Here is a 12,496-nt window from a genome sequence, read left to right as displayed (position 1 = left end):
CCGGTTGTTGCGGCTCAATGGATCCCCACCGATCGTTCAACGATCGCCCTGCGGGTTGACCGGCTTCTCGTCCGGCGTGATGACCTCGTAGTCGTCCTCTTCTTCCTGTTCCTTGTGCGTCTTGACGTTGCGGCGCTGCAAGTAGGCATCGCGCACGAAGGTGTACTTGTCGAGCGCGATGCCGTCCAGCATGTCGGTCACTCGCAGCAGATTGGCTCGCGTGTTGACCAGTTGGAGCGCGGAAATCGCAAACTTGTATTCCCCATCGTCGAACAGATAGGCCGGCGAGTAGTAGATGTTGGCCGGCAACGTCACCGAATCGCGCAGCGACGACGGCCCCAGCAGCGGCCACACGATGTACGGGCCGGTCTTCACGCCCCAATAGCCGAGCGTCCGCCCCAGGTCTTCGGAAGTCTTCTCCAGGCCCGCGGGCGTGGCGATGTCGATCAGGCCGGCGATACCGAACACCGAATTCACGGCAACGCGCATCGTCTGCGTGGCGCCAGTCTTGAAGCGCCCCTGCAGGAACAGGTTGACCGCCGACCAGGCGTCCGAGAAGTTGCCGAAGAAGTTGTCCACTGCCTGGCGCGCCGGCTGCGGAACGAGGTCCGAGTAGGCCGTGGCCACCGGACGCAGCAGGTTCTCGTCGAGTTTCTCGTTGAAATTGAAGACCTTGCGGTTCCAGCCTTCCCAGGGGTCGAGGCGATTGCGCACACGCGGTCCTGGCGCCGACCCATCCTGTGCCGCGGCGGCGGCAGCGCCTGCTTGTCCGGCCGCTGCAGGCTCGGCAGACGAAGCACCGGGGGCAGGTGCCACCGCAGAGGCCGCGGACGCGGGGGCAGCCGCCTGGTCCTGCGTCTCCTCGTCCTTGGCGTCCCGCTGATCGGCAGCGGACTTCGACTCGACGGTCTGATGCTCCGGGGCCAGTTGCTCTTCGACGGCCTGCGTGGCGGGCGGCGCAGTGAGGGCGAAGGTCTCGAGCTGGTCGATCGGCCGTTCGGCCTGCTGTGCCATCGCAGGCGCCACCGCGCCGAGCAAAGCGGCGCTCAACAGCGCAGCCGTAAGTTCAGTCCGGACCGCTCCGGCGGTTCCGGCCTTGGTGATAGTGGTCATTGCTTCTCTCCCGAGGCCGGCGTCGAGGACGCGTCGGCCGCCTTGTTATAGAGGAACTGGCCGATCAGGTTCTCCAGCACCACGGCCGACTGCGTCTGCGTGATGATGTCGCCCGTGGCGAGGTTCTTTTCTGCCGCACCCGGCTCGAGGCCGATGTATTGCTCACCCAGCAGGCCGGACGTGAGGATCTTGGCCGAGCTGTCCTTGGGGAACGCCACGCCCTGGTTCATGTTGAGGATCACGCGCGCCTGGAAACTCTTGTCGTCGAAGCTGATCGTGCCGACACGGCCGACCACGACACCGGCGCTTTTCACTGCCGCCCCCGGCTTCAACCCGCCGATGTTGTCGAACTTGGCCGTCACGGTGTAGGTGTCCTGGAAGTTCAGCGACAGCAGGTTGCCGGCCTTCAAGGCCAGGAACAGCAGGGCTGCGCCGCCCAGCAGCACGAAAAATCCGACCAGCGCGTCATAACGAGAGGATTGCATCAGGCAACTCCGAGATATCTCTTGAATTCGGTTGTGGTGTCGATGGATCGCGCGCGGCGCGTCAGATCGAGAACATCATGGCGGTCAGGATGAAATCCAGACCCAGCACTGCCAGCGACGACAGTACGACGGTGCGCGTCGTCGCCTGGGACACACCCTCGGGCGTGGGCTTGCAGGCGTAGCCCTGCAACAGGGCGACGAAGCTGACCGTCACCCCGAACACCACGCTCTTGACGAAGCCGTTGCCGACGTCCTTGAACACGTCGACGCCACCTTGCATCTGCGACCAGAACGATCCCGCGTCGATGCCGATCAGCGGCACAGCCACCAGCCAACCGCCGATGATCCCGACTGCGGAAAACACCGCCGCAAGCAGCGGCATTGCAATGAAGCCGGCCCAGAAGCGCGGCGCGAGCACGCGCTGCACCGGGTCGACCGCCATCATTTCCATGGCGCTGAGCTGTTCGCCCGCCTTCATCAGGCCGATCTCGGCGGTCAGCGACGTCCCGGCACGGCCGGCGAACAGCAGCGCCGCGACCACCGGCCCAAGCTCGCGCACCAGGCTCAGCGCGACCAGCAGGCCGACAGCTTCCGCAGAACCGTAACGCTGCAGCGTGTAGTAGCCCTGCAGCGCCAGGACAAAACCGACGAACAACCCGGACACGCCGATGATGGATAGCGAGCGGTTGCCGAGGAAGAAGATCTGTTCCCGGACCAGCGAGAAACGCCGCAGGCAGGCACCCAGATGCAGCAGCAGCGTGCCCAGGAGGCGAGCCGAGGCGCCCCAGTCTCCGAGCTTCAGGCGCAGACCGCGCCCGATCGAGGTGGCGAAACCGATCATGCCGAGGCCTCCTGCGGCAGGCCGAAGTCCTCGCGGACCGGCTTGGCGGGCTGGTGGAAGCGTACGGGGCCGTCGGATTCGGCATTGACAAACTGATGCACCAGCGGATCCGTGCTGTGGCGCAGTTCTTCCGGTGTCCCCTGGGCGACGACGCCTCCGTTGGCCACCATCACGACATGATCGGCGATGCCGAAGGTCTCATGGATGTCGTGGGAGACGATCACGCTGGTCAGCCCCAGCGCGTCGTTGAGATCCCGGATCAGCCGCGCGGTCACGCCCAAGGAGATCGGATCCAGGCCGGCAAAGGGTTCGTCGTAAAGCACCAGGTCTGGATCCAGCGCGATCGCGCGCGCCAGCGCGACGCGCCGCGCCATGCCACCGGACACCTCGTTGGGCATCAGGTCGCGGGCGCCGCGCAACCCGACCGCGTTGAGCTTCATCAAGACGAGGTCGCGAATCATCGATTCGGGCAGCCGGGTGTGCTCGCGCAACGGAAAGGCGACGTTCTCGAACACGCTCAGGTCCGTGAACAGCGCGCCGAACTGGAACAACATGCCCATGCGGCGACGTTGCACATAGAGCTGGGTCTGGTCCATCGGCGCGAGATCCTGTCCATCGAACAGCACCTGTCCGGAGCGTGGCCGCAATTGCCGCGTCAGCAAGCGCAGCAACGTCGTCTTGCCGCCGCCCGATGAACCGATCAGCGCCATCACCTTGCCGCGGGGCAGGGTCACATTGACGTCTTTGAGGATGATCCGGTCGCCATAGCCGACGGTCACATCCTTCACTTCGATCAGTGGGCGGACGCTTCTGGATGAATTGGGATCAGTGAATGCCATTTCCTTGGGATCGATCCGGGACGATGCCGGGCGGCAGGCGTCCGGGAGCCGGGATCATAGGGTAAAGCCCGAATTGATGCCGGAGGACACCTGGGGCGGGGTGCAGATATATGAGAGAGCCCCCGCCTCGCCCGACCGGTGGACCGGACGCCAGGACGTGACGGACGTCACATTCGAAGGTCGTCGTGAGACGGGCGGAATCCAAGGCACGACGAGCGGCCTCGCCTTCCGAGGCCCGCTGTCGATAATTTCGGAAACAAGGAGCGCTTCATGTTCGGGATCCTCAAGACCTCTTCCGCTCAACGCCGGCCCCACGGCGGCCGGGGCTTCACGCTGATCGAGCTGATGATCGCCATCGCGATCGTTGGCATCCTCCTCGCCATCGCCCTGCCCAGCTACCGCAGCTATGCGATCCGCGGATCACTCACCGATGCCGCCACCGGGCTGACGGGCATGAGATCCGACATGGAATCCTATTTCCAGAACTTCCGGACCTACGCGGCAAGCGGCGGCAATACACCTCCGTGCGCCACGGCGCAGACGATTGGCAAGTTCAGCATCAGCTGCACGGGCACCTATGGCTCCACCGGCGCTGCCAACTACACGCTGCAGGCGGTCAGCACCGACAACCTGCTCAAGGATTTCGCCTTCACGGTGAACGAGCGGGACACACGTGCCACGGTCAAGGCACCCGCGGGCTGGAACACGTGTGCGTCCCGCTGGGTGATGTCCAAGGGGGAAGCATGTTGATCTCCGGAGACCGCGGACAGCGCGGCTTCACGCTGATCGAGTTGCTGATCGTCGTGGCGATCATTGGCTTGACGACGGCCTTGGCCGCGCCGACGCTCAGAGCTTTCAGCGCAAACGCCCAGACGCGCACAGCGGGCAGCAGCATCGCCAGCGCGTTGCGCATGGCGCAGGCGGAAGCGGTCAAGAGCTACCAACCCGTGGCGTTCTACCGCTCCGCTCAGAGCACCTGTACCGGCGCCGAAGCCCCGTCAGCCGACGGCGCTTATTTCATTGTCCGCGTGGTGCCGAACATCGCGCTCACGATGAACAACAACGCGGTCACGGTACCCGCGATCTGCGGCCGACTTACCGAACAGACGGCGACGGTCACCGTCCAAGGCCCTGGCGCGGTCTGCTTCGGCCCGAACGGTCGTCCTGTGGCGCTGACCAATGCGACCCCCCAGACCGGCGGCCTGGTGGGCTGCAACCTCCCGGCCAGTGGACAGATCGTCTATTGGGTCGACTCTTCCACCGGCGCATCCGCGGCGCAACTCAAGCGTCTGTCCGTATGGGTGACGCTCGGCGGCAGCGTCCGACTGTGCGATCGCGACCGCGTGCAATCGAACTCCACGCCTGATGGCTGTCCAGCCGCCGGCGTGTCGTTCACCTGAAAGGGAGGCCCCATGACATTTCCCCACCCCTTTCGCCGCGCCCGTCAACGAGGCATGACGCTGATCGAGCTGATGGTCGCCATGGTCGTGATGACGATCGGCATGGTCGGGCTGCTGACTCTGATGGCCCGTGCATCCCAGACCACAGCCGGTGTCGAGGACTCCCAGCGCGCGGCCGTGCTCGCCGCGGACCTCACCAACGACATGTGGGCCTACAGCAATATCGCGCCGCCGACGATCGCGGCCTGGCAGGCCCGGGTCGGCGACGTGAGGCAGTCGGGGCTGCTCAACGCCCGCGGCCAAGTGACGATGACCGGCCAAGTGGCGCGCATCACGATCACCTGGTCCACCACCACCGGCGCCGCGCGCCAGTACATCACCGACGTGCGCTTGAACTGATCATGACGATGCTCCCCCTGTCCCCGCCAGCGCGACGCCAGCGTGGCTTCACCCTGGTGGAGCTGCTGGTCTCGATGACCATCGGTCTGGTGATGATCGCCGCCCTCGGCATCGTGATGAACCGTTTCGAGTCGAACAAGCGGCGCACTGCGTCGAGTTCCGATCTCGCCCTCAACACGGGCTACATTGCCTACGATCTCGACCGGCAGTTGCGCAGCGCCGGATCCGGCATTTTCCAGATCGCGGCCTCCTTCGGTTGCGTGCTGAGCGTGTCCGCCGGTGGCGCCCAGCTTCTGCCGGCGACCGCGAGCTTCCCGGCACCGTTCCAGAACGTGCCCACCACCGCGCGCCTGATTCCACTGGTGGCCTACCCCGGCATCGGCGACAACGGCTCGGACGTGATCCAGGTGATGACAGGCTCCGCCGGCGTCAGCGAAGCGCCGCTGCTGGTATCGCCGGGCTCCGTCACGGCGAACACGCTGTTGTTGGCCAACACGCTGGGCATCCGCGGCGGCGACCTGATGTTGCTGACCAAGGGGGCACAGCCCTGCATGATGATTCAGGCGGCCGCCGGCTTCGCGGGCGGCACCGCCCAGTTGCTGCAACTCGACGGACCGTTCCAGGCGCTTGCCGTGGGGCCCGCAACCATGGCCGGGTTCAATGGCGGCACCCCGGACGACGCCTATGTCACGAACCTCGGCAACCAGACCGCCAACACCCCCCGCCTGATGTTGCTCGGCATCAACGCCAGTCAGCAATTGGTGAACTACGACCTCCTGCGATTGACGAACCTTCCTGGCGCAGCAAACACGCCGGTGCCGCTGGCTGACGGCGTCGTCGACCTCCGCGTGCGATACGGCATCGAGAACGCGCCTGTTCCGACGGGCACGATCACCGGCTGGGTCACGCCGACTGGCAATTTTTCGCCGGCGTTCTTGAACAACGGGACCGTCGCCGCTGCGACGTCGATGCGCCAGATCATGGCCATGCGAGTGGCCATGGTGTTGCGCGGCGATCGTTTCGAGAAAGACGACGACGTCTCGCCGGCGACGTTGACCATGTTCCAGTCGCTGCCTGGCGCCATGCAACAGGTTTACAACGTGCCCGCCGGCGACGAGCGCAAGCGCGCGTACCGACTGGTGGAGTTCACGGTCCCGCTGCGCAACACGATCGCCAACGCGCCGTCTCGCCCGCCCATTCCTTGAAGCCACGTTCCAGCATGTCCACGATGCCCCTCCCCCCCCTGTCCCGCTGCCGTCCTCCAGCGTCGGTCGCCCGGGCCCAGCGCGGCGTGATCATGGTGATCGCGTTGATCACGCTGGCCGTGCTGCTGATCGGCGCGGCCGTCGCGATGCGGTCGATGAACGTCACGCTCACGAGCGTGGGCAACTTCGGTTTCAAGCGCGACATGGCCAATCGGGCCGAACAGGCGATCCGAGCCGCTGCGGCCTCGTTGGACCAGGGCGCGCTCTCCACCGATGTCCTTCGCCAGACCTCGAACCCGGCGCTGAACTACAGCGCCGTGATGCTGCCGGCAGACGCCTCGGGCATTCCGACAGCCATGCTCAATGTCGGCGGCACGCCCGCAACGATGAACGGCCTGGGCAATGCCGCGTTGGAAATCGTGGTGCCGGCGGACTCTGTCCGTGTGCACTATCTGATCGACCGGCTGTGCACGACCCAAGGCGCCTACAACGCGACAAACTGCCTGGTGGCCGCGACAGTCCCCCTCGGCGGTTACTCCGCCAGTGTTCCCAAACCCAAGCCCCAGGTGACCTATCGCATCACGGTGCGTGTGATGGGCCCGCACGACGCCTTCTCCTTCTTCCAGTCGACCTACACGACGCAGCCGAACTGACCGAGGTCCTTCGATGTCCAATTTCCTCTTCAGCCTGCAGCGCGCCGGCATTGCAGCGGCGCTCCTTGCCGCCGCATCCGGAGTGCTGGCCCAGACCGCCCTGGCAGACAAGCCGGTGTTCGCATCGGTCTCCGTGCCGGGTAACCTGGCGCTGACGCCGTCGGTGGAATTCCCCACCGCAGTGGGCAACGCCCACATCGACGCCACATACAAGCCCGCCTCCACTTACCTGGGTTACTTCGACCCCGACAAGTGCTACGACTACCGGCTGTCGACGAGCACCGGCACCAATCCGATTCCGATGGACAACTTCGCGCCGGTCGCGAAGGCAGCAGCGCACGTCTGCAATCGCAAGTGGAGCGGCAACTTCCTGAACTGGGCGACCACGCAGACGATCGACCCGTTCCGATGGGCGCTGACCGGCGGCTATCGTGTCTACGACACGACTACCGCGACGGTGCTGGAGAAAGCCTATGCCAGCGGTCAAGGCGGGACAGGAAATTTCCCCGATCGTTCGATCAGCGATGCCAACATCATCGCCGGTGCCACGCCACTGGTCTTCAAGTCCCAGGGAAACACCTCGACCTGGACCGGCCTCAAGATCCGCATCCAAGGTCTTGGCGTGCAGATGCGTTTCAGCGGCAACGGTGACAACAACTCGGGCAACCCCTCGGGATTCGTCCCGTCGGCCACCGATTGGGCGATGGGCACCTCGTACGTCGTCAACGTGCGCGCACGGGTCTGCGATGCAACGCTGGGGACGGACTACCTCGAATCCAACTGCAAGCAGTACGGCTCGAATTACAAGCCCGAAGGTCTCATCCAGCAATACTCCGATCGGATCCGCTTCAGCGCTTTCGGCTATCTGAATGACGGCAACTTGAGCCGCGACGGCGCGGTGCTGCGTGCCCGGCAGAAGTTCGTCGGCCCGACGCAGCCGGTTCCTGGAGGCACTGAGATTTCCAACCCGCAAGCGGAATGGAGTGACACCACCGGCGTCATGGTGACCAATCCGGACACCATCGATGCAACGGCGACCGCGGCCGCCAACTCCTTCAATACGCCGATCTCCAACAGCGGCGTGATGAACTACCTGAACAAGTTCGGCTCCTCGGGCTCTTACAAGACCTACGACCCGGTCGGCGAGCTGTATTACGCGGCGCTGCGCTATTACCGCAACCTGGGCAACGTCTCGTCCTGGTCCACACCCGGCTCGGCCAATGCCGCCACCCGTGCGACCTACGCCGACGGCTTCCCCGTGATCACGACCTGGGACGACCCGATCCAGTACTCCTGCCAGAAGAACTTCATTCTGGGGATCGGCGACGTCAACACTCACGCCGACCGCAATCTGCCGGGCTCCACCGGCAACTCCGAGCCCTCCAAGCCCGTTGAAGTGTCAAACGACACCGGCGTGAACGTCACGACATATACCAACTATGTCGGCACGATGGCCGGTATCAGCAACCTTGCGGCTCAGCAACCCTACAACGGTTGCTGCACGAACAACGGGGCGCTGATGGCGGGGCTGGCCTACTGGGCCAACTCCAACGACATTCGTCCGGACGTCGACACCAAGTCGGCGGGCATGCAGACCGTCCAGACCTACTGGGTGGATGTGCTGGAACTGCAGACCTACAAGAACAACAACCAGTACTACCTGGCCACAAAGTATGGCGGCGCACAGTTGCCTGCCGATTTCAACCCCGCGACGCGCACGACCGACCTGCAGCAAGCGTGGTGGCACACGGGTCCGACGTCCGACACGGTCGGCGGGCAACTGCGTCCAGACACCTACTTCACCGCAGGCCAACCGGCCGCCATGGTCACCGGTCTGACCAAGGCCTTCGCCAGCATTGCCTCGCGAATGAAAGCCTACTCATCGGCGTTCTCCACGGCGGAGCAGAAGATCTCCTCCTCCGGCACGGCGAACTATGCGGCCCAATTCGACGCTTCGAGCTGGACGGGCGAAGTCGTGGCCCGATCGCTGGCCTATGACTCGGCCAGCGGCAGCACGACAAGCACGGACGTCTGGCGCTTCACGGAAAAGCTGGACGCACAGGCCGCAGGCAACGGCTGGAACACCGGGCGCTTCATGGTCACCTGGAACACCTCGACCAAGGCAGCCGTACCCTTCCGCCTGGCCAGCATCTCGTCGACGCAGTCGGCGGCGTTGGATACCAGCTACCGCAGCGGCAGCGACGCCAGTGACTACCTGAATTACCTTCGCGGAGACCGTAGCCAAGAGCAGAATTCGACTGTCACCGGCAGCTCCAAGGCCTACCGGACCCGCGTCGCATTGGTCGGCGACATCGTCAATGCGAAGGTCACGGTCGTCGGCCCACCGGTGCTGCAGCTGTCCGAAGCCAGCAACCCTGGATATGGCGCGTACAAGGCGGCCCGGGCTTCCCGTCCGAACGTCGTCGTGGCCGGCACCAACTACGGCGTGGTCCACGTGATCGACGGATCGCTGTCCGGCAGCACCGCCGGCAAGGAGTTGTTCGCCTACGTCCCGGGACCTGCCTATACCGGACCCAACAACACGCCAGCGACCGACGGTCTTCAATGGGTGGGCAATCCGGACTTCGAGCATCGGTTCCTCGTGGACGCACCGCCTGCCACGATGGATGTGGACTTCGGCAAAACCGTCGGAGGGTCCGGGACGGACTGGCGCACGATCGTGGTTGGCGGTCTCGGCAAGGGGGGGCGCAGCCTTTATGCGCTGGATCTGACCGACGTGTCAGGCATCACCAGTGAAACCGCCGCTGCGAGCAAGGTGCTGTGGGAGTTCACGGACAGCGACATGGGCTTTACCTTCGGCACGCCGGTGATCGCCAAGCTGGCGCAGTACGGATGGGTCGTCATGGTGTCGGCAGGTCTGAACAACGCGTCGGGCAAGAACCACCTGTACATCATCAACGCCCGTACCGGGGCCTTGCTGCAGCGCGTCGATACGCCGACCGGCACGGACATCACGCAGGATGACGGTACGGCCGCCAATCCCAGCAACATGATCAACGTCACGCCGTTCTATCTGGACACGAGCACGCTCCTGGCAGAGAGCGTCTATGGCGGTGATCTGCGCGGCAACGTGTGGCGTTACGACCTGCGCCTGCCCACGGGCAGCTATCCGACGGCCACGAAGGTGGTGCGTGCGCTCGATCCGGCTGGCGCGGCCCAGCCCATCACGACCCAGGTCATCGGTGTCATTCAGCCTCGCAGCAACCGCCGTTTCCTGGTCTTCGGCACCGGCAAGCTGCTCGCGGCAAGCGATCTGACGAACACCCAGGTCCAACGGATGTACGCGGTCGTCGACGGCAACGCCGGCAGCTTCGCCAGCGCTACCGACCTGCCGGCTGGCATGACCTTCCCGATCAGGCCGAACAACCTGCAGCAGTTGGTCGATCCGACTCAGGGCGTCACCGTCGACTACACGACGCAAGATGGCTGGTACCTGAACGCCCTGACCGGTTATCGGATCATCAATGACCCGACCGCTTTCGGCAGCATCGTCGCATTCGCCGCCACCCTTCCGAACAACTCGAACCCCTGCAATCCCAGCGGCAACAGCATCGTTTACGCATTGGACCTGGGAACCGGCAAGACCCAGTTCACAAACAATGCGGCCTATCTGTCGCCTGGCTTTGCCGTCACCGATCTGAAGTTCGCGCAGGTCGACGGCAAAGTGGTGCTGGTGATGGGGGGGTCGACCGACGGCGGTGGCGGTGGCGGTGGCAACAACGCCCCGAATTGCGGCTCTGGCGCTGGTGTCGGCATCGGTTGCACGAATCAACCTGGCAACTTGGGGAACAAGATCCTGAACTGGCGCGAAGTCCCCCTGCGCAGCTCCGTGGGCGGCACTCTCTGATCCTCCCACCCTTCCAGCAAAGCCCGGCAGCCGCCGGGCTTTTTTTCGACCTTTCGGTGCCGCAGGGGACGAACAACCTCCACGAATGAAAACACCCACCGGCTTTCACCGGTGGGTGTTTCAAATCGGAGCCTTCAGGTCAGTGCACGTCTGAACTCGTGCGCACCGGTCGCTCGCCGCTCAGCGCGGGAGCGCGCTGTCGCCCATCAGGAACTCATCGATCGCGCGGGCGGCCTGCCGACCTTCGCGGATGGCCCACACCACCAGCGATTGCCCGCGACGCATGTCGCCGGCAGCGAAAACCTTGGCCGCGCTGGTCTTGTAGCCACCATTGAACTCCGTGCTGGCTTTGGCGTTGCCGCGCGCATCCTTGGCCACGCCGAACGCATCGACGATGGTCGCGACCGGGCTCACAAAGCCCATCGCCAGCAGCACAAGGTCCGCCTTGAGGATCTGCTCGCTGCTTGGAACTTCCACCACCTTGCCGTTGACCCACTCCACGCGCACCGTCTTCACGCCGGTGACCTTGCCCTTCTCTCCGATGAACTCCTTGGTCGCGATCGCGAACTCGCGTTCACAGCCTTCCTCATGGCTGGACGAGGTGCGCAGCTTGATCGGCCAATAGGGCCAGGTCATCGGCCGGTCCTCGACTTCCGGCGGCTGGGGCATCAGCTCGAACTGGGTCACGCTCTTCGCGCCATGGCGGTTGCTGGTGCCCACGCAATCGCTGCCAGTGTCGCCGCCGCCGATCACGACGACGTGCTTGCCGTCGGCGCGCAACTGACCCTTGAGCTTGTCGCCGGCGTTGACCTTGTTCTGCTGCGGCAGGAACTCCATCGCGAAATGCACACCCGCCAGATCGCGTCCCGGCACGGGCAGATCGCGCGACTGCTCGGCACCGCCAGCCAGCAACACGGCATCGAATTGCTGAGTCAGCTCATCAGCAGTGATCACGTCCTTGGCCCAGTTCGTCACCTTGGAGCCCTCGGAGAGATGCGCCACCATCACGCCGGTGCGGAAGACCACACCCTCCGCTTCCATTTGCTGGACGCGTCGGTCGATGTGGCTCTTCTCCATCTTGAAGTCAGGGATGCCATAGCGGAGCAGGCCACCGATGCGGTCGTTCTTCTCGAACACCGTGACGCTGTGTCCGACACGCGCCAGTTGCTGGGCGGCAGCCAAGCCGGCCGGGCCGGAACCGACGATGGCGACGGTCTTGCCGGATTTCACCTTCGCCGGACGCGGCGACACCCAGCCTTCAGCCCAGGCACGGTCAATGATCGCGTGCTCGATCGACTTGATGCCGACCGCGTCGTCATTCACGTTGAGTGTGCAAGCGGCCTCGCAGGGCGCAGGACAGATGCGGCCGGTGAACTCGGGAAAGTTGTTGGTCGAATGCAGCACCGCGATGGCGCTCTTCCAGTCCGTGTCTCCACCCCGGTACACGAGGTCGTTGAAGTCGGGAATGATGTTGTTGACCGGACAGCCGCTGTTGCAGAACGGGGTTCCGCAGTCCATGCATCGCGCGCCCTGTTGTTTCGCCTGCTCGACGTTGAGGCCGATGACGAATTCCTTGTAGTTCTTGAGCCGTGCATCGACGGGCTGGTAGCCCTCTTCCAGACGCTCGTACTCCATGAAGCCGGTGACTTTTCCCATGACGGCTTGCTCCTGAATTCCTGAATCTTCTGTGATG

11 protein-coding genes are annotated in these 12,496 nt (G+C 64.5%); 6 read left to right on the top strand and 5 right to left on the bottom strand.

What is annotated here, in order from left to right; all coding sequences use genetic code 11:
* Window positions 1-36: 36 nt before the first annotated feature.
* The 4 genes from AC07OZ_RS21910 to AC07OZ_RS21895 form a co-directional block, all read right to left on the bottom strand.
* Window positions 37-1,113 carry an MlaA family lipoprotein gene (locus AC07OZ_RS21910; protein WP_495469188.1) on the bottom strand — a complete coding sequence of 359 codons (1,077 nt, stop codon included), beginning with the start codon at window positions 1,111-1,113 and terminating at the stop codon, window positions 37-39.
* Window positions 1,110-1,598 (bottom strand): outer membrane lipid asymmetry maintenance protein MlaD, encoded by a 489-nt coding sequence (gene mlaD, locus AC07OZ_RS21905; RefSeq protein WP_495469187.1) that lies wholly within the window; start codon window positions 1,596-1,598, stop codon window positions 1,110-1,112. Before mlaD ends, AC07OZ_RS21910 begins: the two co-directional genes overlap by 4 nt.
* Window positions 1,599-1,659: 61 nt before the next feature.
* Window positions 1,660-2,439 (bottom strand): lipid asymmetry maintenance ABC transporter permease subunit MlaE, encoded by a 780-nt coding sequence (mlaE, locus tag AC07OZ_RS21900; RefSeq protein ID WP_495469186.1) that lies wholly within the window; start codon window positions 2,437-2,439, stop codon window positions 1,660-1,662.
* Window positions 2,436-3,278 carry an ABC transporter ATP-binding protein gene (locus AC07OZ_RS21895; protein WP_495469185.1) on the bottom strand — a complete coding sequence of 281 codons (843 nt, stop codon included), beginning with the start codon at window positions 3,276-3,278 and terminating at the stop codon, window positions 2,436-2,438. Before AC07OZ_RS21895 ends, mlaE begins: the two co-directional genes overlap by 4 nt.
* A gap of 270 nt (window positions 3,279-3,548) precedes the next feature.
* On the opposite strand from AC07OZ_RS21895, the gene AC07OZ_RS21890 reads away from it, so the two are divergent.
* Genes AC07OZ_RS21890 through AC07OZ_RS21865 form a run of 6 tightly spaced genes read left to right on the top strand, consistent with a single transcriptional unit; the run spans window position 3,549 to window position 10,803 of the window.
* On the top strand, window positions 3,549-4,028 hold the full coding sequence (locus tag AC07OZ_RS21890; RefSeq protein ID WP_495469184.1) for a type IV pilin protein: 480 nt from the start codon (window positions 3,549-3,551) through the stop codon (window positions 4,026-4,028).
* Window positions 4,022-4,678, top strand: coding sequence for a GspH/FimT family pseudopilin (locus AC07OZ_RS21885; protein ID WP_495469183.1), 657 nt, complete (start codon window positions 4,022-4,024; stop codon window positions 4,676-4,678). Before AC07OZ_RS21890 ends, AC07OZ_RS21885 begins: the two co-directional genes overlap by 7 nt.
* A gap of 12 nt (window positions 4,679-4,690) precedes the next feature.
* Window positions 4,691-5,077 carry a type IV pilus modification PilV family protein gene (locus AC07OZ_RS21880; protein WP_495469182.1) on the top strand — a complete coding sequence of 129 codons (387 nt, stop codon included), beginning with the start codon at window positions 4,691-4,693 and terminating at the stop codon, window positions 5,075-5,077.
* A 2-nt stretch (window positions 5,078-5,079) separates the two neighbouring features.
* Window positions 5,080-6,282 (top strand): PilW family protein, encoded by a 1,203-nt coding sequence (locus AC07OZ_RS21875; protein ID WP_495469181.1) that lies wholly within the window; start codon window positions 5,080-5,082, stop codon window positions 6,280-6,282.
* A gap of 23 nt (window positions 6,283-6,305) precedes the next feature.
* A complete protein-coding gene (locus tag AC07OZ_RS21870) occupies window positions 6,306-6,935 on the top strand; it encodes a hypothetical protein (protein ID WP_495469180.1) in 630 nt (209 codons plus the stop codon).
* A gap of 13 nt (window positions 6,936-6,948) precedes the next feature.
* Window positions 6,949-10,803, top strand: a complete 3,855-nt coding sequence (locus AC07OZ_RS21865; RefSeq protein ID WP_495469179.1) for a pilus assembly protein — start codon at window positions 6,949-6,951, stop codon at window positions 10,801-10,803.
* 180 nt (window positions 10,804-10,983) lie between these two features.
* On the opposite strand, the gene AC07OZ_RS21860 is transcribed toward AC07OZ_RS21865, so the two are convergent.
* Window positions 10,984-12,459 carry a glutamate synthase subunit beta gene (locus AC07OZ_RS21860; RefSeq protein WP_495469178.1) on the bottom strand — a complete coding sequence of 492 codons (1,476 nt, stop codon included), beginning with the start codon at window positions 12,457-12,459 and terminating at the stop codon, window positions 10,984-10,986.
* Between the last annotated feature and the right edge of the window lie 37 nt (window positions 12,460-12,496).

The sequence above is a fragment of the Roseateles sp. GW821-FHT09G03 genome (genome assembly GCF_059416045.1).
This window is presented reverse-complemented; position numbering and strand designations above follow the sequence as displayed.

Excerpts from the sequence above, each read along its gene's own strand:
- mlaD (WP_495469187.1), bottom strand. The coding sequence starts at position 1,598 with ATGCAATCCTCTCGTTATGACGCGCTGGTCGGATTTTTCGTGCTGCTG.
- AC07OZ_RS21865 (WP_495469179.1), top strand. The coding sequence starts at position 6,949 with ATGTCCAATTTCCTCTTCAGCCTGCAGCGCGCCGGCATTGCAGCGGCG.
- AC07OZ_RS21870 (WP_495469180.1), top strand. The coding sequence starts at position 6,306 with ATGCCCCTCCCCCCCCTGTCCCGCTGCCGTCCTCCAGCGTCGGTCGCC.
- AC07OZ_RS21910 (WP_495469188.1), bottom strand. The coding sequence starts at position 1,113 with ATGACCACTATCACCAAGGCCGGAACCGCCGGAGCGGTCCGGACTGAA.
- AC07OZ_RS21895 (WP_495469185.1), bottom strand. The coding sequence starts at position 3,278 with ATGGCATTCACTGATCCCAATTCATCCAGAAGCGTCCGCCCACTGATC.
- AC07OZ_RS21890 (WP_495469184.1), top strand. The coding sequence starts at position 3,549 with ATGTTCGGGATCCTCAAGACCTCTTCCGCTCAACGCCGGCCCCACGGC.
- AC07OZ_RS21885 (WP_495469183.1), top strand. The coding sequence starts at position 4,022 with ATGTTGATCTCCGGAGACCGCGGACAGCGCGGCTTCACGCTGATCGAG.
- mlaE (WP_495469186.1), bottom strand. The coding sequence starts at position 2,439 with ATGATCGGTTTCGCCACCTCGATCGGGCGCGGTCTGCGCCTGAAGCTC.
- AC07OZ_RS21860 (WP_495469178.1), bottom strand. The coding sequence starts at position 12,459 with ATGGGAAAAGTCACCGGCTTCATGGAGTACGAGCGTCTGGAAGAGGGC.
- AC07OZ_RS21880 (WP_495469182.1), top strand. The coding sequence starts at position 4,691 with ATGACATTTCCCCACCCCTTTCGCCGCGCCCGTCAACGAGGCATGACG.
- AC07OZ_RS21875 (WP_495469181.1), top strand. The coding sequence starts at position 5,080 with ATGACGATGCTCCCCCTGTCCCCGCCAGCGCGACGCCAGCGTGGCTTC.